General features: G+C 46.2%; 17 protein-coding genes. All 17 read right to left on the minus strand.

Annotation, left to right across the window (positions count from 1 at the left end; translation table 11 throughout):
• Positions 1 to 7 precede the first annotated feature (7 nt).
• Positions 8 to 2,158, minus strand: coding sequence for a DUF1302 domain-containing protein (locus J2W69_RS04485; protein ID WP_310274951.1), 2,151 nt, complete (start codon positions 2,156 to 2,158; stop codon positions 8 to 10).
• A gap of 303 nt (positions 2,159 to 2,461) precedes the next feature.
• Complete coding sequence (locus J2W69_RS04490) at positions 2,462 to 2,683, minus strand: DUF2835 family protein (protein ID WP_310274953.1); 222 nt, start codon at positions 2,681 to 2,683, stop codon at positions 2,462 to 2,464.
• A gap of 1 nt (position 2,684) precedes the next feature.
• The gene (gene pepN, locus J2W69_RS04495) at positions 2,685 to 5,267 is read right to left on the minus strand and encodes an aminopeptidase N (RefSeq protein WP_310274955.1); all 2,583 of its coding nucleotides are present in this window, start codon (positions 5,265 to 5,267) and stop codon (positions 2,685 to 2,687) included.
• Between the two features lie 73 nt (positions 5,268 to 5,340).
• Positions 5,341 to 6,831 carry a Na+/H+ antiporter NhaC gene (nhaC, locus tag J2W69_RS04500; protein ID WP_310274957.1) on the minus strand — a complete coding sequence of 497 codons (1,491 nt, stop codon included), beginning with the start codon at positions 6,829 to 6,831 and terminating at the stop codon, positions 5,341 to 5,343.
• Positions 6,832 to 6,937: 106 nt separating this feature from the next.
• Positions 6,938 to 8,956 carry a carboxy terminal-processing peptidase gene (gene prc, locus J2W69_RS04505; RefSeq protein WP_310274958.1) on the minus strand — a complete coding sequence of 673 codons (2,019 nt, stop codon included), beginning with the start codon at positions 8,954 to 8,956 and terminating at the stop codon, positions 6,938 to 6,940.
• Positions 8,957 to 8,972: 16 nt separating this feature from the next.
• Positions 8,973 to 9,695: an RNA chaperone ProQ gene (gene proQ / locus J2W69_RS04510; RefSeq protein ID WP_310274960.1), complete on the minus strand. Its 723-nt coding sequence runs from the start codon at positions 9,693 to 9,695 to the stop codon at positions 8,973 to 8,975.
• Between the two features lie 6 nt (positions 9,696 to 9,701).
• On the minus strand, positions 9,702 to 10,010 hold the full coding sequence (locus tag J2W69_RS04515) for a hypothetical protein (RefSeq protein WP_008897376.1): 309 nt from the start codon (positions 10,008 to 10,010) through the stop codon (positions 9,702 to 9,704).
• Positions 10,007 to 10,480 carry a GAF domain-containing protein gene (locus tag J2W69_RS04520; protein ID WP_310274963.1) on the minus strand — a complete coding sequence of 158 codons (474 nt, stop codon included), beginning with the start codon at positions 10,478 to 10,480 and terminating at the stop codon, positions 10,007 to 10,009. Before J2W69_RS04520 ends, J2W69_RS04515 begins: the two co-directional genes overlap by 4 nt.
• 107 nt (positions 10,481 to 10,587) lie before the next feature.
• A complete protein-coding gene (locus J2W69_RS04525; protein ID WP_310274965.1) occupies positions 10,588 to 11,268 on the minus strand; it encodes an SIMPL domain-containing protein in 681 nt (226 codons plus the stop codon).
• 69 nt (positions 11,269 to 11,337) lie between these two features.
• Complete coding sequence (locus tag J2W69_RS04530; RefSeq protein ID WP_310274967.1) at positions 11,338 to 13,164, minus strand: M1 family metallopeptidase; 1,827 nt, start codon at positions 13,162 to 13,164, stop codon at positions 11,338 to 11,340.
• Positions 13,165 to 13,178: 14 nt separating this feature from the next.
• Complete coding sequence (locus tag J2W69_RS04535) at positions 13,179 to 15,005, minus strand: protein kinase domain-containing protein (RefSeq protein ID WP_310274969.1); 1,827 nt, start codon at positions 15,003 to 15,005, stop codon at positions 13,179 to 13,181.
• A gap of 105 nt (positions 15,006 to 15,110) precedes the next feature.
• A complete protein-coding gene (locus tag J2W69_RS04540; RefSeq protein WP_310274971.1) occupies positions 15,111 to 16,679 on the minus strand; it encodes a dihydrolipoyllysine-residue acetyltransferase in 1,569 nt (522 codons plus the stop codon).
• A gap of 10 nt (positions 16,680 to 16,689) precedes the next feature.
• Complete coding sequence (locus J2W69_RS04545; RefSeq protein ID WP_008897370.1) at positions 16,690 to 17,667, minus strand: alpha-ketoacid dehydrogenase subunit beta; 978 nt, start codon at positions 17,665 to 17,667, stop codon at positions 16,690 to 16,692.
• Complete coding sequence (locus J2W69_RS04550; RefSeq protein WP_310274974.1) at positions 17,667 to 18,851, minus strand: thiamine pyrophosphate-dependent dehydrogenase E1 component subunit alpha; 1,185 nt, start codon at positions 18,849 to 18,851, stop codon at positions 17,667 to 17,669. The genes J2W69_RS04545 and J2W69_RS04550 overlap by 1 nt, the downstream gene beginning before the upstream one ends.
• 289 nt (positions 18,852 to 19,140) lie before the next feature.
• Entirely contained in the window at positions 19,141 to 20,193 is a 1,053-nt protein-coding gene (gene astE, locus J2W69_RS04555; RefSeq protein WP_310274976.1) for a succinylglutamate desuccinylase, read from the minus strand.
• A 144-nt stretch (positions 20,194 to 20,337) separates the two neighbouring features.
• Positions 20,338 to 21,603 carry an endonuclease gene (locus J2W69_RS04560; RefSeq protein WP_310274978.1) on the minus strand — a complete coding sequence of 422 codons (1,266 nt, stop codon included), beginning with the start codon at positions 21,601 to 21,603 and terminating at the stop codon, positions 20,338 to 20,340.
• Positions 21,604 to 21,758: 155 nt separating this feature from the next.
• Complete coding sequence (locus J2W69_RS04565; RefSeq protein WP_310274979.1) at positions 21,759 to 22,637, minus strand: DMT family transporter; 879 nt, start codon at positions 22,635 to 22,637, stop codon at positions 21,759 to 21,761.
• Positions 22,638 to 22,681: the final 44 nt, after the last annotated feature.

Raw genomic sequence — 22,681 nt, forward strand, 5'->3', positions numbered from 1 at the left:
TCGTCCCTTAAATAGAGTATTTAATGTTAAAAGATACAAAATCACGGTCAGCTGTATTGTTGGTTGTGCCTACACCACCCCAAAAGGCATTGTAAGAAAACTCAGATGACCAGCGGTTCAGATAATCAAAAGCAACAGTGTAACCCACAGATTTTTTATCTTTGGAGAACATAAACAGTGGATCAGGGGTAATACCGTTCACGTCATGTGAGAACACCAAGCGATGTGACATATTGACACCAGCAAACACGTCGTTGAAATCAGCTTTTGCTAATAAACGGTAACCCCAGGCTGATGCAGTTGGGAAAGGGTTAGTTTCGGCACCATTAGATAATGCGGTATGCACACCATCTTTATTCACCAGAGGACCACCATTGATTGTGCCCATCAAAGGACCACCGCTACGGTCTGTATTTGGACCATTTAAACGTAATACCGATGGATCCGGCATATCGTTAATTTTGATACCACCTACTTCAGCTAACATAGAGAAGTTATCGGCGATCCAGGTTGGGCCAAACAAGTGAGTGATAGTGACCTGAGCCTGAGTGGTGTCAGACAGAATGTAGCCCTGCGCAAATTCGCCTGGTCCTACTTTGTTACCATTAAAACGGCCAATTTGACTGATACCTTCCAGTTCACCACGCAAACCTGCGTTGGCTAACTGTTCTGGCATACCAGCGTACAGAATTTCCACGTCATCAATTTGCAGAGGTTCATCCTGACGGTATGACAATTCACCGGCAACAGAAGTACCACCAACAGTAGTGTTAAAACTGAAACCATAAAGCTTAATATCTTCAGGATATTCAATCAAACCTTTGGAAAATACCGACATATCGCCAATATTTTCTTTGGTAATACCACCTACGTTCGCCGCCAGGTATTGCAAAGACTGTACTATACCTTCCAGACGTGGAGCGCCTGTCACCGGATCCTTAGTACCAAAGTTTGAAGCAACACCAGAGATCAATGGAGTACGGCTATGGTAGTTCATATGGTAAACGGCAAACTCAGTGTCATTCAGCTCTGATGCAAAATATTCCAGCTTAAGACCGTATTGACCACCGTCTTCAGGTTCAATTTCACCTGCAGAGCCCTGCGGTCTTAAGGTGACTTTAGTGGAATAAGCCAGCATAGCGTTTACAGCCGCAGCGCGCTGAGCCGCTGTAGCTGCAGGATTAGCCAGTGCTGCCAGTAAGGCCGGTGCACTTTGTGATATTAAGTTCATTTCGCTGACCAGGAAATCCAGATCGATATCCGGGTTACCGGCAAAACCTAACTGAATATTCTGGTTGTAACCGCCTTTACCAGCAAAATCGTTGGTAGAGAAATAGGTACCAGGCACAGGCAAGTAACTGTTTTTCCATTCGTACTGATAAAACGCTTCAACGGTCAGGTTATCAGTTAAACCCAAAGAAGCCCATGCCATGCCGACAGGAATAAAAGCTTCTTTTAATTCAGCGCCTGGGCTACGTGCTACACCGACGTCAATCGGAGTAATGTTAATACCATGCTGAATAAAAGTACTTTCACCCCAGCTTAATACCTGATTACCTACCCGCACAGATAACGGATTTGCGCCATCGTTTAAGGCAAAGTTGCCATAGACATAGGCATCTAATAAACGTAGATCACGACACGCCAAAGCTTTTGCATCGTCATCAGCACAAGGGTCTACTCTGTTGCCTGAAATAGGGTTGGTATAAGCCCCATCTTTGTCCATTAAGGCAGAATCGTAGAAGTAAGTAAAACGACCAAAAAAGCCAAAATCATCTTTGGCTATAGATAATTCATGAGTACCACGGAACACTTCTGAGAACATATCGCCGCGGTCGTAATTCAGGTTGCCGGCATCACCATTACTGGAATAAGCGCCAGGTTGAGCCCAAATTTGTGCACCTGTGTAAATAGGATTGCTAAAAGCACTGTAATTTGTCCAGTTGAATCGTGGGTGGTTCACCTTACTGATGGTGTCCCAGTCTCGATCCTCAGCACGCCAGCTGGCGCCGTATGCAAACGTAGAGTCAAATACAACTTTCACATCATCAAAATCAAAGGTGGCAGCCTGAGCACTGGTGGCCGACAAGGCCAATAGTGCAGAAGCAACACCCAGAGCTAAAGTACTTCTGACGAAGGCACCTGGCTTAGTATTCATTCGTTATCTCCCCCCCTGTCCCTGCAGGTATTTTGTTATTTTTTATTTTGAGCCAACCAACTGCTCGGAGGTCAGCTTGTATCGAAGAAATCATTACATCATTTTGATCGTGGCGCAAGGCTTGCGAACAGTCAAATCTGTTGATTTTTATTCAGTTTTTTCCCTTTGCCCTGCTTAAAGTACCCTACTGCCACTCAATCCGGTTTGACCAGTTGAGTGAAGATCATCTAACTGAATGAAAATAATAGCTAAAGTGGCAGATTTTGCCTGTTTTGTTTTAAGTTAGCGTTTTAAGTAATAACTCTAATTTATTTTTTCTAAACTGCTGAACTTGCCCTGATCGGTTAAGGTTAATACAAAGCGCGCATTCACTCCGGCATGGCTGATGTAAGGCCGGAAATACCGCAGCGGCAGCTGTACTGTCTGGCCATTATCGGCCTGCACCACCACGTCGGTGTACAAGCCCTGATAAAAAGCCAGACATTGATCAACATCCAGCACCAGTCTGAATTTGTACTTTCGCATATCAGCTTAAGCTCTTACTCACTTTTTCATACAAGTCATTACTCAGATCCCTTGTCAGCATAGCCTGTAATACCGCTTTTAATTGCTGCTGTCGTGCACTCTGATACCTTTTCCACGACAACAGAGGGGTCACTAAACGGGATGCGACCTGGGGATTAATAGCATCCATTTTCAGCACAACATCGGCAAGCTGCTGATAGCCTTTACCATCTTCAGAGTGAAACATAGCCGGATTTTGCTGATAAAAAGCACCAAATACAGCCCGTACCCTGTTCGGGTTTTGCCAGCTAAATTGTGGATGTGCTGTCAGCTGCTCCAAGGTATTAAATACCGGAGGCTGCGGATAAGAAGCCGACAAACTAAACCATTTATCCAGCACCAATACATCTTTATTCCAACGCTGCTCAAAGGCACTCATTAGTTCAGCAAATAGCGGATGCGAGGCACTGCGGCAGGCTCGCAGCACAGCCAACTGATCGGTCATATTGTCTGAGCTGTTGTATTGCTGACGTAATAATTCATCCTTACCAGCAACAAAAGCCAGATAATGCAAACAGACTGAACGCAAAGCACGTTTAGCAACCTGTTGCTGCTGATACTGATAAGCTTCTGCTTGCAACGACTGGTAACAGAGCTGCCACTGCTCTGCCAGCTGAGTGGCCAATTGCTGCTGAAAGCTTTGCAAAGCTACAACCAGAGTCTGAACTGGTATTTCGTCGAACTGTTCTGCCACCATATCGTATGCAGGGACTGTTAATAGTTCTGCAGTAAAGGCTAAATCGTCCAAAGGTTTGACTAACAGTTGCCGGTAAAACTCAAACAAAGCAGCTGGCAGTTGATACTCAGCTCCTGAGCTATTTGCTTCAATAGCGGCTTTCACCTGAATTTGCCATAGCTGCTGTATGGCATCCCAACGCGCAACCCCATCTTTGGCATCACGGGCAATCTGCAACAACTCATCCATGCTGTACTGATACTGTAATTTTACTGGTGCTGAGAAATCAGCCAAAAGTACAGGCACAGGTTTTTGACTGACAGCAAAACTAAACTCCTGCTGCGTTTCCGTCATTTCCAGCAGATAAGGCAGGCTTGCCCCTTCCGCCAGCAATTCAACGCGTACAGGCAGTAACAGAGGCTCTTTATCGGCCTGATCGGCAGTGGCAGGCGTGTGCTGTTGCATCAAAAGTTTAAATTCACGTTTTTTTGCATCAAACTGGCTGTGAACTTTCAGTTCTGGAGTGCCTGATTGCTGATACCAGCGGCTGAACAGTGTTAAATCACGGCCATTGGCATCCTGCATCGCGTTGACAAAATCATCACAGGTCACGGCCTGACCGTCATGGCGTTTGAAATACAGATCCATACCTTTTCTGAAACCGTCCTGACCCAGTAAGGTGTGCAGCATACGAATGACTTCAGCGCCTTTGTCGTAGACTGTGACTGTGTAAAAGTTATTCATTTCCAGCACTTGTTGTGGCCGGATCGGATGCGCCATAGGGCCGGCATCCTCAGCAAACTGCGCTGTACGAATAGTTTTCACCGCATCAATACGATTTAAGGTAGCGGACCCCATATCAGCGCTGAATTGCTGGTCGCGAAATACTGTTAAACCTTCTTTTAAACTCAGCTGAAACCAATCACGACAGGTGACTCTGTTGCCTGTCCAGTTGTGGAAATACTCGTGGCCAATAATAGATTCGATATTAAAAAAGTCTGTGTCTGTAGCGGACTGCTGATCGGCCAGCACATACTTGCTGTTAAAGACGTTTAAGCCTTTATTTTCCATAGCACCCATATTAAAAAAATCGACAGCCACCACCATATAGATATCAAGATCGTATTCCAGACCGAATCTTTGTTCATCCCACAACATGGCGCGTTGCAGTGATTCCAGAGCAAACTGAGCACGGTTTTTATTGCCTTTATCGACATAAAATTCCAGTGCTACTTCGCGGCCAGATCCTGTGGTGTAGCTACCTTTTAAGCAATCAAAGTCCCCTGCTACCAAGGCAAATAAATAGCTTGGTTTTGGGAATGGATCCACCCAGGTGACATGGCGACGGCCATCAGGCAACAGTGTGGAGCTGACCAGATTACCGTTGCTTAATAACGCCGGATAAGCTGTATCGTCAGCAATAATATGAGTGGTAAAACGGGCTAAGACGTCAGGTCTGTCGAGGTAATAACTGATGCGGCGAAAACCTTCGGCTTCACACTGAGTGCAATAAGCGCCATTGGATAAATACAAACCTTCGAGCGCCGTATTAGCCTGAGGATTGAGCTCTATGTTCAGTTCAAGTTGTGCTTTGGCTGGCATACCGGGCAGGATCAACTGCTCAGCAGTGACCTGATAACAATCAGCATTTAACAACTGTCCATCTAATGACACAGACAACAACTTCAGTTCTTGTCCATCCAGTATCAAAGTGCCTGCTTTACCACTGGCTGACTTCAACTGGTATACCGCAGTTAACTTTGTCGCTTGTGGGTTCAGCTCAAAACTCAGCTCAACGTCGGTAATAGTAAATTCTGGTGCTTTATAGTCACTAAGCTTTTTTGCCTGACGGCTCGATACCTGGCTCATCACAAACTCTCTCTTTTAACTCTGGCTTTTTAATCATCAAAAATAAGGCCAGTTCTTCAACTGGCCTTTTCTGTTATTTACCTTGTACGGCCGCTGTGATTGGCGTATCTGGTGGTGTCAGTTTTAGTACCTTAATGCCCATATACGCATAGATCACGGCCAGAACCGGATTAATCAGGTTAAAAAATGCATACATGGCGTAATCCAGCGGATTCACGTTCAATACACCGTGCATATAAGCGCCACAGGTATTCCATGGGATCAACGGGCTGGTAATAGTACCGCCATCTTCTAAAGTACGGGATAAATTCACCGGCGCTAAACCCCGACGCTCGTACTCTTCTTTAAACATCCGGCCTGGCATCACAATGGCCATATACTGATCGGCTGTTAAAATATTAGTCGCAATACAAGTGGCAATAGTGCTGGCAATTAATGAGCCTGTACTGTGCGCTTTATGCAAAATCGCTTCAACAAACTTACGTAATAAACCTATATGCTCAAGCACAGCGCCAAACATCATGGCCGAAAAAATCAGCCAACAGGTGTTGAGCATTTTCACCATACCACCGCCATTTAGCAGCTTATCCAACTGAGCATTCTGGGTTTCGATAACAAAACCTCCGTGCAAAGTACTCCAGACTACTTTTAAGGTGGCAAGAAAACCATTGAGCGCCGGATCAGCCATTTTGGCCACCAACTCTGGCTGGAATAACACAGCCCAGAGGCCACCTAATAAAGCGCCGATAAATACGGTCGGGAAAGCCGGTACTTTTTTCACAGCCATTGCCATCAAGACCAACAAGGGCACCAACATTACAGGGCTGATATTAAAATGTTGCTGCAAAGATTCACTGATAGCACGAATTTGTGTGTCATCCGCAGCTGCGTCGGCGTTAAATCCCATCACAGCAAAAATAATCAAAGCCAGGATCAGGCTGGGTACAGTGGTCCAGGTCATATGGCGAATGTGGTCAAATAAGTTTGAACCAGCAACTGCTGGAGCTAAGTTTGTGGTTTCACTGACAGGTGACATTTTGTCACCAAAATAAGCGCCTGAAACTATAGCGCCAGCTGTGATTGCAGGCGACATCCCCAAGCCTGCAGCTACACCTATCAAAGCCACACCTATAGTGGCAGCTGTAGTCCAGCTACTGCCGATACTGATGGCAACAATGGCACACAAGATACAACTTGCAGCATAAAACCAGGACGGGTCCAGCAGTTGCAAACCATAATAAATCAATGTAGGCACAGTACCGGCCAACAACCAGGTACCAATTAAAGCACCTACAGAAAACAGTATTAACAAGGCACCTAAAGACAAGGCGATGCCTTTGACCATGGCTTGTTCAATATCAGCCCAGCCATAACCATTTTTCAAACCTATAATCACGCCAACAAAAGCAGCCACAAACAGAGCTATCTGGTTGGCGCCATAAGACGAATCACTGCCATAGAGGTAAACCGACAGGCTGAGTAAAACCACCAGTACCACTAAAGGTATGCTGGCATCTAAAAAACTGGGGGCTTTAATAAGGCGTGGTGCAGATTTTTGTTCCATGGGGCTTCTCTTCACGACTGGCTTCAGCCAGTTTCTGTTGTAATGAGCAAAGGGCCAGAGTCATGGGTTGCGTGCAACCAATCACTCTGACCCCTTCGTTTTTATGTTAGTGAGCGCGTTTTGCCAGATGACCCAGACTTAACATGTCTGCAGTGATCTGAGCAGTTTCTTCCAGTAATGGGTCCAGCTTTTCCAGCACTTCAGGCAAGTCATCCAGACTTTTTACCACTGGTAACTTCAGTCGGGTCAAACGTTCATTCACTCGTTGTAAATCACGGGCTGTGTTTTCGTCTTTTTTCTTCAGACGCTCCTGCTCGTTTAACGAGATGGTTTTTTCATCTTTTTCTTTGGTATAGAGCGCTATATCGTCCATCAGGTATTTGTATTCAGTTTCTTTGCTGAATCGTTCCTGATGTTTTTGCTGTAACAGAGGCAACGCCTTTTTAATCTCATCTGACGCACTGTATTTAGCAGCCGGAATACTGTCCCATGGCAAAGCGTTTTCTTCTTTGCTTTCTCCCCACTCGCCTGGTTCTATAGGTGAAGGGAACAAAATATCCGGAGTCACGCCTTTGTGCTGTGTACTGCCACCGTCGATACGATAAAACTTGGCAATAGTAAATTGCACAGAACCTAAGGACTCTTCAAACATATCATAGACACGGCCTAAACCACGGTGCTGCTGCACAGTCCCTTTACCAAAGGTATGTTCACCGACAATCAAAGCGCGACCATAATCCTGCAAAGCTGCAGCGAAAATTTCAGAAGCCGAAGCACTGTATCTGTCCACCATTACAGTTAAAGGGCCGTCATAAAATATACTGGCGTCCTGATCCTGACTGATGCCAATACGATTGCCTGCTTCGCGAATTTGTACCACAGGGCCTTTTTCTATAAACAAACCAGTTAAGGACACTGCTTCAGGTAAAGAACCACCGCCGTTGCCACGCAAGTCGACAATAATACCGTCCACATTTTGCTGCTTTAAGCTGGCAATTTCTTTTTTCACATCTTCGGTCAGGTTGTTATAAAAGCTAGGGATATTAATCACACCAATCTTTTTACCCAGCGGGCTTAATTTAGGCTCCAGCACTTCAGCTTTTGCTGCTCTGTCTTCCAAACGGATTTTATCCCGCACTATAGAAATCTGGGTAGGAACGCCTTTGGACGCATCCCCGCCCACTAGCACCTGTAAACGCACAGTGGAGCCTTTCGGGCCTTTGATCAGATCCACTACGTCATCCAAACGCCAGCCGACCACATCCACAAACTCTTCTTCACCCTGCGCCACACCAATGATTTTATCTTTAGGTTTGATTTTTTTTGTCATATCAGCAGGGCCACCAGGCACCAGACTCATAATGACAGTAAAGTCATCATCACTTTGCAGTACAGCCCCTATGCCTTCCAGCGACAGGTTCATTTCCTGCTGGAAACGTTCAGCGTTACGTGGTGATAAATAGGAGGTATGAGCTTCAATGCTGCGGGCGTATGAGTTCATTACGATCTGAAACACATCTTCGCTTTCAGTTTGCAACAAACGTTTTTTCGCGTTCTCGTAGCGTTTTTTTAACAGTTTTGTCGTTTCTTCTGCTGTTTTACCGGCTAACTTCAGATTCAGCGCATCAAACTTCACCTTTTGACGCCACAGCTCATTCAACTGAGCTACATCGGCAGCCCAGGGGGCGTCTTCACGCTCAAACTCATAGCTGTCTTTTTGAGTGAAATCAAAAGGCTTGTCCAGCAGGCTGATGGCGTAGTCATAACGCTCTAAACGGCGGGTCAGACTTAAATTAAACATCTGAAAAGCAAAATCAAACTGGCCTTTCGCTAAACCGTTATCAAATTCGGTACGGTACTTCTCAAAGCCGTCCACGTCAGACTTGAGCAAAACGTTACGGAAAAAATCCAGACTTTTCAGGTAGCGGTCGAAGACTTTGGACGATAACTCATCGTCAATGCGTAAGCCTAAATAATGCTCCCGGGTAAAGTAATTGGTAATTCGTTTACTGGCCGTTGCATGTTGTGGTTCCTGCACCAGATTTGGCACAGGAGAAATAACCGGCGCAGCCACACTGCTGCCGATCACCAGAAAAAACGCCGCTAAGCTGGAAATTTTTTTCATTGAACACTCATCTCTGTTAAGCCTGGAACAGCTTATCCCCTTGGGTCTTAATCACCATACCTGAGGCAAGCTGTACCACAACATCATTTTTAACTACTTCAAGCACAGTTGCAGGCACAGGTTTTAAGCCAACTTTTAACTGCACAGCACTGCCAACTTTTAATGTGGCTGTATTTAATGCAATAAGTTCAACTGCTTGCTCTGGAACCACTTTTTCTGTGGCCTGAGGCTTAGAGTGAAGTTTGGCTGCTTTTGCTGCCACTGTGGCCTTATTTGGCTGAGATTTTTTGTAAGCAGCTTTGTCTGAAGCCGGATTTTTTGGCTGGTCCTTTTGCTGCTCTTTGTGCTTAGCACGTTCTGCCGCTGCTTTCGCTTTGCGCACTTCAGCCGCTTTGGCTTTGCTTTGCTCTAAGGTTTCAGCGGCGTGAGCTGCTTGCTGTTCGTCGATCAGATCACCGTCCTGACCGTCCAGGTCAACACGGGCAACGCCCACTTTGACGCCGGCAAGATAACGCCAGCTGGAGGTATACAAACGTAAGGCATGACGAATTTGCGTTTTGCTGATGCCATCTTCTTCAGACAACCGCTGGGCTAAGTCCTGAAAAATACCTATTTTCAGAGGTTTAGCTTCACCGCTTTGGCTAAAACACAGAGGAAACTTTTCGCTAAGTTCGGCGAGGATTTGTTTCACATCTTTGCCTGCGGGTTGAGCTTGAATTTGTTCAGTTGGGGTTGTCATGCAAAATTACTCTTCTTCATCAGCGGCATCGTCTAACTTAATGCCTTCTTCTAATTGGTTATTGACGTAACAGATAGCCCAGTCGACCAATTCATCTTCATCTGCTTCTAATAAAACAAAACTACCTCGTAGTTCATTCCAAATCGCATTGAGTAAATGGTCTATTTCGGCTGGTAAAATATCATCTGGAAAACGGCGCCAGACTGCGTGGTAAATGGCGTTGATGCGATCAGCGATGATCTCTTCTTCACCTTCCCAATCACCTACATCAGTGACCTGGAATAAATAATCCTGAATATTGACTAAGTCTTTCATAAAGTCCGGGCCAGATGCTGTTCAAACAATTGGACCAATCCAGCTAAACCTTGCTGGTCGTCTGAATCAAAGCGGGCCAGACTTGGACTGTCGATATCCAAAACAGCGATAATCTTGCCACTATGGCGCACTGGTAACACAATTTCAGAGTTACTGGCGGCATCACAGGCGATATGACCGGGGAACTCGTGCACATCTTTAACCAGTTGGATGTCACCTGTTGCCACAGCTGTGCCACAGACGCCCTTGCCTACCGGTATACGCACACAAGCCACTTTGCCCTGAAAAGGCCCCAGCACTAAAACGTCATCCCTTAAAATATAAAAGCCTGACCAATTCAGATCAGGCATTTCATTAAAGAGCAACGCACTCAGATTTGCCATGTTAGCAATCAGGTCTGTTTCGTCTTCGATCAGAGACTGAGCTTGCTGTTGCAGCAGCTGATAAAATTCTGATTTTTGCTCACGCATGAAATATAGGTTCTACCATTACTACGAAGGTCCCTACATTACTTGTTTTGTCGCTAAATTTAAACCTCTGCTACAAAAAGATTTAGCCGCTTTTGTTTAATAAATAATCAATGGCTGTTCATTTCAAACTCAACTGACACTTCTGCTCTGATATCGGTCTGTCCAAAGCTGACTTCAGCGCTGTCTGCCATGGCTCTGGCCATCTTCATCACAGGGGCAGGAGCATAACCTTGTTCATTAATTTTTTGGGCTGACCCCAGCTTTAAGCCATTGGCCTGAGCTAATAAAGAGGCTTTGGTTTTGGCATGAGTAAAAGCCTGTTGCAGCGCTTTTTGATACAACTCATCCGAGCCACTGACCAGAAACTCGGCCTGATTCATCTGAGTCACACCCAAATCTGCAGCCTGTTGCAGTACAGTGCCATAGAGTGATAAATCATTTAACGACACCACGATGTCACGGCTGACCTGATAACGTTGGGGTAATTTACGCTCTGGGTCGTGTTGGTAATCCTGTTGAATGCGCAAAGGTGCATTGTTCAGTTGATCATCCTTTACACCCAGTTTACGCAAAGCTTTGGTTAAAGCTGCCACCTGATCATCGACTTTTTGTTTGGCATCACTAACCTTCTCAGAGCTTTGCTGAATTTGCATGGTTAAACGCACAGCGTCAGGTTTAGCCTGCATGATGGCTGAACCTGATACGGTGACAGTTTTTACTGCTTTTGTATCAGCCAAAGCAACACAACTCAGACAACAGACCATAAGAGCTACTAATTTTGTTTTCATTTTTTAATCCTGTTAAACACTATCTGTTCAGCACAGATTACCCGGCCAAGCTGAACCGTTACTTAAAATTCAATTAATCTTCAATACCTTATCAACAGCAGACTGAGTTAAAGGGTGATAACCCGGCCTTGCTTTCTGATACAGATGTTTAGCCCGCTCCAGATGTTCCGGCTTTTGGCTAAGCAGCTGATACAAAGGCACCACAAATTTACGCCGCCCTACCTGCATTAAAAACTGTTCCAGTGCAGGCAATGCTGGCTGATAGTTTTTTGCCAAGGCTACTTTAAACCAGGCTGTTGCCACTTCAGCGTTCTGACTTTGGCTTAAATGAAAAGCCTCATCCAGTTGCTTCAGTTGAGCACTGTCGACAGTAGCAGCCAACTGACCGATAAAATGTAACCAATGGTGAATGCTCCAGCTGTTTGTCTGTAATTCAGTCAGATTGCCGGTTTTTTGCCATAAGGCCAGCTGCTGATCCACTTGTTTAAAGGCATCAGAGGCAGGCGCAACAAAAGTACTGGCCAGGCCAGGCTGATACAACCACTCCAGTACTTCACCCATAGAGACAATATCCGGGTCATTCAGCAAGGTTTTACGCATATAACGCAGGAATTTTTCAGTATTCATGCTTTGAAAAGCAAAGGTCTGAAAATAGTTTTTCAGGAAAGGGTCAAATACGGTACGGCCAAAACGTTGTTCTAAAAACTGCAGAAACAACATACCTTTGATGTAAGGCACCTGGGTAAAGGCTTCATCCGGATCCCGGCCTGTGTAATCGGTGATCAGCAAGGTATCTTTGGCATCCAGCTGCAGCAAATCATTTTCCAGATCCTGCACCGACAACTGACGTTCCAATAGAGCACGTTCTGGCCCAAAAACTTGTTCCATAATGCGGTTTTCAACATAGTTGGTAAAACCTTCGTTGAGCCAGAGCTCGTGCCAGCTGTCGTTTGTGACTAAATTACCAGACCAGGAATGCGCCAGCTCATGCGCTATTAAACTGACCAGACTTTTATCACCGGCTATTACTGTAGGGGTTATAAAAGATAAACGTGGATTCTCCATGCCGCCAAAAGGAAAACTGGCTGGCAAAATCAGTAAATCATACCGTCCCCATGGATAGTCGCCATAGAGGGCGGTGGCGACCTGCATCATCTGTTCCGTATCAGAAAACTCAGCCACAGCTTTATCCAGCCAGGCTTTTTCGGCGTAAACGCCTGTGCGATCGGACATGGCTTTAAATTCCAGGTCCCCTATTGCCAGAGCAATCAGATAAGTAGGAATAGCCTGAGGCATACGGAAAAAATAATCGCCGTCTTTGTCACTATTGGCGCTGTTATCCGCCCCCATCACAGCCAGCAGCTCTTTGGGTGTACGAATGCGAGCCTGATAATTCAACCGTACTGCAGGTGTGTCCTGCAAAGGGATCCAGCTGCGGGCATGCACAGACTGCGACTGGCTGTACATAAAAGGCTGTTGTTTTTCGCTGCTTTGCTCTTTGCTCAGCCACTGCAAGCCGGACGCTTGCGGGCTGGTGTGGTAATAAATACGCACCTTAGCGAATTGAGCCGGAAATTCAATTCGCAGTGCCTGGCCGTGAGTAGATGATTTCTCGCCAAAGCTGTGGCTAAGCGTCACCCAACGTCCTTCTGCAGATTGACCCAGTACTTTTTCAATGCTCAGATCACGGCTATCCAGCACCAGTTGCCTTGTATCCGGATGGTGCCAGTCCAGTTTCAGCTCGACAAAACCATGAAGTTGCTGCTTGTCAAAATCGGCCGTTAAATCCAGTGTCAGCTCCGGGTGGCTGACGAAAGCAAAGTTGCTGAAACTATGAGGATCGGCAGCCTGAACCCTGGCGCAACATAAAACCAGCAACAGCATCACAACACGCATTTTTTTCTCCGACACTAATTCTTACTGTAATTCATAGGATTGGCAGGATAATAACAAAGTTCCTGCTGGCTCTGGTGGCGGAAATGCCTGGTATCTTTGTGGGGCAGCTTCATAAAACCACCCACGCCTTCGCCACTAATCAAAGGTACTTTTGTCAGAATGCTTTGCAGTAAAGCAGCAAATTGTGCTTCGGCAGCAGGTTCCAGCAAGCGGTAATAGTTATGTATTTTCATATACAAAGGCGTGACTTCAAAAATGATACAGCCGGTATGACGAATTAAATTCAGTGAAGCTAAGTCATCCATAATGCTGTCTGGCAACACCAGTTGCTCGTCAGGATCTTTACCATCTTCAAAGTAACTGTGCTGAGCGCTGCGATCATCCAGCTGATTTTGACCCAACTCATATTTTAGCTTTGTGCCTTGAGGCACCACAAAAGGCAGCTCTGTGCTGTCACGCGCTATGTGAATAGTCTGGCGGGCATCAAATAAACAGGCTTTAAAAATACCCACTTTGGCGATACAACGTGCCAGTTGCACTACATTATTCACCGCCACCGCAAAGGCTTTTTGCAGGCGCTCGTCAAACAAATTCAGGCTGGAGTCGATATAAACACCACTGCTTTGCCAATGGATGGCAATACCACCGACCACAGGATAACGGCCTAACCGACTGACTGCAGCCACAAAAGCTTTTTCAGTTTCGCCCATGCCCTCAAGGTAGTTTTTGTAATAACGTTCCAGCTGCACGTCATCTATATACTGAATGCCTTCTTCATCGCTGTGCTCCCGTAAAAAGGATTTACGCGATGAATAGACCACAGTATCAAGCTCCTGTGCTTTTTCACTGGTCCAGACCGGCAATACCGGATCTGTACTTAACAGCGGCAAGTCAGGTGTCACCAGATGATGTAACCTGGGCATAGATTTTAAGAAATAATCACCCGCCTGCTGACGCAACAACAAATCATCCGCCAGCATGCTGTCGAGCATAGTGGCGAATTCCATAGGTAAAGCCAGGCTTCGTGCAGGTATAGCTTTGCGGCCAAAACGGCAGGACTGACCGGATGCCAACGCATACAAAGTACTGGCGACGCCCTGCTCATCAAAACGTGGGCTGGATAAAGCACCAGTGCGCTGCTCCGGGCCAATAAAATACACATCACCTAAACGGGCATTGGATGTTTGTAAATCCGACGACATCAGCTGCATCACATTGTTGCCAATATAATGGCCTTCACTGTCGAGCTGAGCAAACACTGAAGAGCCCCAATCCACCAGACTGATCTGATTAGTGCTTTCGTCATAAACAATATTCGAAGGTTTAATATCGCCATGCACTATGGGCGCTATTTCGCCGTCTTTTTTATGTTGCCGTAATGCCAGTAATAAACTTGCAAGCTGAGTGGCTATATCGAGCAGTAACCGCACCGGCAAACGGCCGTGTTTCAGGCTGTATTGCTCCAAATCCATACCTTTAGCCCGGCCCATCATTAAAATGCCCTGCTTTTTTACCAACTGATAGGTAAAAAACGGCGGTACGTTTGGATGCGCTGCCTGCGACAACATATAACCTTCGTCGGCCAGACGCTCCTGAATATGAGGTGGTAAGTTGATACGGGAAAACTTAAAGACTACGTCCTGTTGTTTTTGATCCAGGCCAGCAAAGACAAAACCATAAGCGCCCTTGCCCACCAGCTCAATTTGGCGATAGCCCAGTTTTTCCAATTCAGAGATACAAAGCGCCACCCAGTCTTTGAGTTTTTTTGCATCGTTGGCGTTGAGCAGGTAAACCGACTGCTCTTCGGGAATATAGAAGTTGCGAAGCTGATGTTTATCCATATGGCCTTAGACAAATACCCTTAAAACGAAAAACCCGAAAGATCGTACGATCATTCGGGTTTTGTAGCAAAGAACAAGACCAATTACCAGCGCTTCGTCAATGGCTTAGACCATAGACAGCAACATAGATGACGGTTGTTCCAGATAGCTTTTCCACAGGTTAGTGAAACGGGCTATGGTGCCACCATCTATCACGCGGTGATCACCAGACCAGCTGATTTGCATCAAAGAGCGGCCTTCGACTTCGCCTTTGGCATTAAAACGTGGCAACAACTGGGTTTTGCCCAGGGCTACTATCGCCACTTCTGGCTTATTGATAATAGGAGTGGCCACAGTGCCGCCAATAGCGCCAATGTTAGAGATGGTGATAGTGCCACCTTTGAGCTCTGCCGGACTAACACGGCCCTCACGGGCTGCGTCTGTTAATTTCGTCAGCTCCTGAGCAATTTGCACGATCGACTTGTTCTGACAGCCTTTGATATTCGGCACCAGTAAACCCACTTTGGAGTCGACCGCTATACCAATATTGTGATCGTCAAAATAGGTCAGCTCTGAACAATCGCTATTCACCTGACTGTTCATAATAGGGAACTGCTTAATGGCCAGCGACATAGCTTTCATAAAAAACGGCATCAAAGTCAGTTTAATACCCTGCTTGGCATATTGATCTTTTAGCTGACCCCGAAGTGCAATCAGCTCTGTTAAATCAATTTCTTCACAGTAGGTAAAATGCGGAATGGTTGATACCGAATCCTGCATCTGGCGCGCCATAGCCGCTTTAATGCCTTTGATAGGCTCAACACGACTGCCGCCAGTGCTGGTGGCAACAGTTGCAGCCACAGTGGCTTTAACTGGAGTTGCAGCGGTTTTGGCTACACCAGACGCAGCTCCACCATTGGCATAAGCTTTGACATCGTCTTTATAAACCCGGCCTTTGTCGCCAGAACCTGGCACTAAGGATAGATCTATGCTTAATTCACGGGCTAAACGACGCACTGCAGGGCTGGCTAAAGCTTTGCCATTGCCTGCCGGAGCTGATGTTGACGCGGCTGCAACAGAGGCTGCTTTTGCAGCGCACAGAGGTGCAGAGACTGGCGTTGCAACAACTGCCGGAGCAGAAGTGGAAGTACCGGCAATTTCCTGCTGAAACAGCGGGCTATGTACTTTGGCAATTTCACCCTTGGCGTAATGCAGCTTGACTACTTTACCAGCGTATTTGGCAGGTATTTGCACCAAGGCTTTATCAGTCATGACGTCGCAGACTGGTTGATCTTCAGCCAACACATCGCCTTCTTTGATCAGCCACTCCACAATTTCGCACTCAACAATACCTTCACCTATATCAGGCAGAATAAAGTCTTCCAGCTGTTTGCCAGTAGCTACAGCAGCAGGAGTTTGAGCCGGAGCTGAAGCAGGCGTAGCAGCTGGAGCTGCACCCTCTGTGTCCATTTCAAACAAAGGCGCATGCACTTTGGCGATATCGCCTTTGGCGTAATAGAGTTTGGTGACCACACCGTCGTACACAGCAGGAATTTGTACTAAAGCTTTGTCGGTCATCACATCACAAACAGGCTGATCCTCACTGATACGATCACCTTCTTTCACCAGCCATTCCACGATTTCACACTCGACTATACCTTCGCCAATATCCGGCAGAATAAAATCTTTTTTCATCTGGCTATCCTTAGAAATTAACCGAGCGTTTTATCGCTTCGTAAGTTTTCAGATGATCGGGCACATATTCTTTTTCCAGTGCCAGCGGGTACGGAATGTCTAAGCCACAAACCCGTTCAATCGGGCTTTCCAGATGCAGAAAGCATTTTTTCTGGATAGTAGATGCGATTTCAGCGGCAAAACCGCCCGTTAATGGCGCTTCATGGTTAATGACTAAACGGCCGGTTTTCATTACCGACTCTGCCACAGTGTCGACATCCCATGGCTGAATGCTACGAAGGTCAATCACTTCACAGGAAATGCCTTCGGCCTGAGCCATATCCACAGCTTTTTGAATAGTTTCCATCTGCGCGCCCCAGGCTAACACTGTAACGTCTTTGCCTTGTTGCAACACTTCGGCTTTGCCTAATGGAATTTCATAATACTCTTCCGATACTTCGCCTACAGAGGCGCGGTACAGTTTCTTAGGTTCAAAGAAAATCACCGGATCCGGGCAGTTAATAGAAGCTAACAGCAAACCTTTGGCCTGAGCAGGATCGCGTGGTACTACAATTTTTAAACCTGGTGTATGAGCGAAATAAGCTTCTGGCGACTGGCTATGGTAATGACCACCGGCAATACCACCACCGTATGGTGTGCGGAATACTAAACCACCCACATTAAACTCATTGCCTGAGCGGTAACGGAACTTGGCTGTTTCATTCACAATCTGGTCAAAGGCCGGGAAGATATAATCAGCAAACTGAATTTCAGCCACAGGTTTCATACCCTGAGCTGCCATACCGTTGGCAAAACCAGCGATACCTTGCTCAGTTAAAGGCGTATTGAAACAACGAGCTTTGCCGTACTTTTCCTGCAATTTGCTGGTGGCACGGAATACACCACCAAAGTGGCCGACGTCTTCACCAAAACAAACAACACCATCGTCTTTGGCCATGGCTAAATCTAAGGCGTTATTGATCGCCTGCAACATATTCATTTTAGCCATTATTCAAATCTCCCCGCCGTCACCGGATAGGCATCCGGGTACTTTCTGATATGTGCTTTTAGCTCTTCTAATTGCTCGTTCAAAAGTGGTATAGGTGTTTCGTACACGTCTGACATCAAATGTTCAATACCAGGCTTTGCCACTTTTTCTGCCACTTTTAACGCATCCAAAATTTCCTGACGCAAAGCATCCGACTTGGCTTTATCTTCGTCTTCATTCAGCCAGCCTTGTTTGACCAGCCATAAACGGTAACGGGAAATCGGATCGTTTTTACGCCACAGCTCTTCTTCTTCTTTGGAGCGATAGCCACTTGGGTCATCTGAAGAGGAGTGCGCACCTAAACGGTAAGCGATAGATTCAATTAAAATCGGCTCTTCGTGCTCTAAGGCATAGTCGCGTGCCATTTGCGTGGCTTTGTATACCGCCAGAATATCTGCACCGTCGACACGAATAGCTTTCATGCCATAACCCACACCACGACAGGCAATACCATCGCCTTTAAATTGCTCGTTGGCAGGCGTTGAAATGGCATAACCGTTGTTACGGCAGAAGAAGATCACTGGCGCTTTATGCACTGCTGCCATATTTAAACCGGCATGGAAGTCACCTTCAGAAGCTGCACCTTCACCAAAATAACAAATGGTAGTGTTTTTCAGTCCGCGTAACTTTTGCGCGTAAGCGTAACCACTGGCCTGAGGAATTTGTGTGCCCAGTGGTGATGAAATCGTCATGTAATAAATGTCCTGGCTGCCGTAATGCACTGGCATCTGACGGCCTTTACCTAAATCTTTTTCATTGGAAAACAGCTGATTCATAAACTGTTCCAGACTAAAACCACGATAACGCAAGGCACCTTGTTCACGGTACTGCGCCATGATCATGTCTTTATCATCCAATGCGGCTGCGCTGCCGACAGTAGCGGCTTCTTCGCCTAAACACTGCATATAAAAACTGATACGGCCCTGACGCTGTGCAGCCAGCATACGTTCGTCCAATATGCGGATAAACTGCATACTGTCGTACATTTTAAGGGCTGTGGCTTGGTCGAGCTGCGGTACTTCTGCACCAGGGTAGATAGAGCCGTCATCCTGCAGGATACGCAGCGTAGGAATTTGTAACGCGTGACCGCTGGTAAACTCAGCTGTGTGCACTGTAGAGATGGTTGCGTTATTGGGGTTAGTCATAGGTGTCTCTTTTGGTTGTATCCGTCAGACTGTGACAAAGGTTTAAACGCCTGGTGGCTTGGTGACCACTCGTGGTAACTGAATTGCGTTTCCCCGTTTGCCCTGACCATTATTTTTTGTTTTACGTGTTTTAATCAGTATCGCTATTTTCTTCTATTTTTCGGCCGCAACTTTACCTTTACGTAAACTGCATTGCAACCAGAGGCACAAATAAAAACAGCTGGTCTATGTAGTGAAGATGCACCAGCTGTCAGCCATTTTTTACTCTAAAGCCCTTTCTGACGAAGCCTCAACTCACTTTTCCTGCCACAGAAACAGGTTTAACCATCAGTATAGCGCGCTGACCAATGGCTACTTTTGGGTTAGGGAAAATAACGGCTTCGCCTTCCACTTCCACTTTGTATTCCACGTCCTGGTCACTGGCGAGCACAGTGCCGACATCAAAACTGGTGAAGTTTTCAATATTGTCGGCAAAATGCAACTTAAAGGCTTCAGTGGTTTTATTGATAGAACGACGTACTTCGTACAGATTAAAGTCCGCTTCGTTAAACTCAGTGGTGGCAAGCTTTCCGCCGGAAATAAGAGCTCTTAGAGCCGCCGCTGCTTCAGCAAAACGGCTCATATCATTTTCACCAAAAGGCCTGGCTTTACCCAGCTCGATGGTAAAACCATGCGCCTTACAGCTTTGGGCGGCGAAATAACTAAAGGTGCTGGCCGGTGTTTGCATTAAAAGCACTGTGTTGGCACCACAGGCTTTTAAAAACTCAAACTGGTTTTTGCTCCAGTTTTCACCATGCAAAAACGGATAGACCACAAACTTTTCAAAACGTGAACCGCGAATGGCCGTATGTAGATCATAAAGTTTACGTTCGCGTAAACCTTCTGGCGCATCTTCAAAAAACTTCAGCACATAGGTCTCTAACTTTTTCGCTCGCTCGCGCTCAGCGCTTTGTACACCAGGTTCTTTGCTGTGATGACCTGAAAACAAGCGGTTTAAATTATCCTGAATTTCACGCACCCCCGCATTCATAGCCGGTGGGTTGCCAAATAAAAACAACACACGTTCTGTTAGTTGCAACTGCCCCGTCAATACGTTATTGAGCAATTCAGAGCAAAGCTCCACCGGTGCGGTTTCATTGCCGTGCACACCGCTTGAAAGCACTATATCCTGCTGGCCGAACTGCTTAGGCTGGCAATAGATCACACCTGTATCCCAGATTTGAATATCTGTGCCGTTTTTTAGCTGGTAGCGGGCAAAAGGTAAAAAATTGGGATGGGCTAAGGTGAGTTTTAAAAAATCAGGGTGGTGCTGCAATTGCTGCTGCAACTCTTCAGGCTTCATAGATGCTCCATAGGCTAGCGCTTAAACGCTTTGTTTTTTAATGCGCCCTATTCTATACCCAAAGCAATGCAGGCCAAAAGCAGACCAGAAAAACAAAGCTGCTTTTTATCACAAAGCAGCTTTGTCCGGACTTACAGCCTGTTGTTATAAACCACAGCTGGCGCCATAAATTGATTGAGCCCAGTGTGGGTTATCGATAAAGGGGTTGCGGTTTTGTTGCCATTCGTAAATACGGTTATTACGACGGCTTTCAAAACTATCGACCGGATCCTGAATATGCCATTGCAGCAATACACAAAGTTTTCCCATTTCAGTGGTGGCACTGCTGGCTGGAATATAGTTGCGTAAAATCAGGTTGGGAGTGCCCGTTTCGTCACCCCCTTCGTAACGTACATCCATATAAAACATCATACGGGCCACATCACCTTTGACCGCATTACGGGGTTCAAAGCTGTCGCTGTCGGTTTTATTTTCCGGGGCTTCAGTCAGTGGCGTACCACCTAAATCAAAGTCTTTATTGCCACGGCTGGAGTTAATAGACACATCAGCAGGCCGCAAATGATGAATATCAGTGTAAGCATATTGGCTTTCGCTTGGGAAACCATGACTTTTTGGCCAGACATGCTCACGATTCCAGGCATCTTGTGAATTACTTAAGCCAGCACGGAAGCTTTTAGCCTGAGAGCGACCTGCATACAACAAAATCACATTGTTGGTATTGTTTGGATCTTCGTCTGTATAAGACAACGCATCCCACACCTGACTATAAGTTAAACGCAGATGCCCACGTAAAATAGAGTTCAGTGCGGTTTTTAGTTCGCTGCCGGTTTTCCCCGCAGCAGCAGCATAATAGGTAGGCTGATTGATCACAGGGCCTGTGCCACCGCCACTACAAGTTGCAGTAAAGACTCCTGTTCCAGGATTGCCATAATTGGAAGACACAACCCAATCAGACACAAGATTATTATCTGTGGTTTTATTGCGGCTAATAGATTTATCCACGGCATTGATCGACCAGCCGGGTAAGCCATTTTCCCAGCCCACAGCATCAATTTCGGTACTGCCGTTTTTCAGTCTGACATAATCGCCATTATTACCAAATGCCAGGGTCAAACCGGATAAATGCGGTGTGACCCCGTACAAGGCCTGCATAGCCGCAGTATTTTTCGCCACAAGAAAATAGCTGCGTGGCGCTACAGTGCCGGATAAATTAAAGCTGCCACCATTGTCCTGCAAACTATAGCCTTGCAGGTTAATGGCTGTGCAGCTGTTGTTATAAAGCTCAACAAACTCTTCAGTAGCGTCATTGTTGGGGGCATCGTACAGTACTTCGGTGATAAGCAAACTGGCAAAACTGCTGCTGCAATAAAAGGCTGCAGCAAGCAGTGACAAGGTTGTGATCTGTTTCATGAGTGATCCTGTAAGTTCTTGTTATGGTGTGAGGTTATGCTTCCTGCCCCCAAAAAGGCTCTGCTTCTCCGTCAGAGCACAAACAAGACTAGCTCAGGTATATGACAAATTGCTTAAATTCAACACAAAATGTTTACTTTTTGATCATTAGAGCACTAAGCCCACATCACCAGCACAGCAGCCAGCACAATGAACGCCAGGCCCAGCAGATCCTGACGTTTTAATTTTTCTTTTAACACCAGCACCGAAATCAGCAATGTAAATAGTATTTCAACCTGCCCCAGTGTTTTCACGTAAGCCACAGCCTGCAGACTCATCGCAGTAAACCAGCCTAAGGAACCTAAACAGCTGGTAAAACTGGTGGCCAACGTCAGTTGTGGCCTTTGCCATAGTTTGACTAAGGTGGTTTTGTCGTTCAGAGCCAGATAAAGCAATAAAACTATGGTTTGGGTTGTGATCACAAAAAACAGTACCCAGGCAGCTGCTGGCAAAAATGGCAAACCAAGGGTGAGACTGGCTTCACGCACCCACAAAGAGGTCAGCGCAAAGGCTAAACCACTGCCCAAACCCAGGGCCAGAGTTTTAGCAGATAAAGAATGAATGCTGGTAGCTCCGGTCAGCAAAAACACTGCGACACCACCAATAAAAACGCCGACCCAACCTAAAGGACTGATGTAGGTACCAAAAAACATCACCCCAACAATAGCAGCCAAAATAGCCTCGCTTTTGGCAAGTCCTACCCCTATGGCATAGTTTTTTAGCCGGAACAGCACCACCATCAAGGCTGTTGCCAGAATTTGCATGGTCGACGCTGCCAGCACATAAAACACAAACCAGACACTAAAGTTTGGTATGGCATAGTCCTGCCACTGGTAAAGCCCAATTAAATACAGCAGCGCTAAAGGCCCGGCATAAATAAACCGCGCTAAAGTTACGCCCATCACTGGTACGTCTTTACTCAGTTGTTTTTGTAAGGCGTTACGCATTGCCTGCATAAAAGCAGCCAGCAGCGTAAAAAAGATCCATAAAGACATGCAGACTTCCAAAAATCAGTAAAACAAAATGATGCCTTGTTCAG

Source organism: Rheinheimera soli, assembly GCF_031457405.1.
Classification (GTDB): domain Bacteria; phylum Pseudomonadota; class Gammaproteobacteria; order Enterobacterales; family Alteromonadaceae; genus Pararheinheimera; species Pararheinheimera soli_A.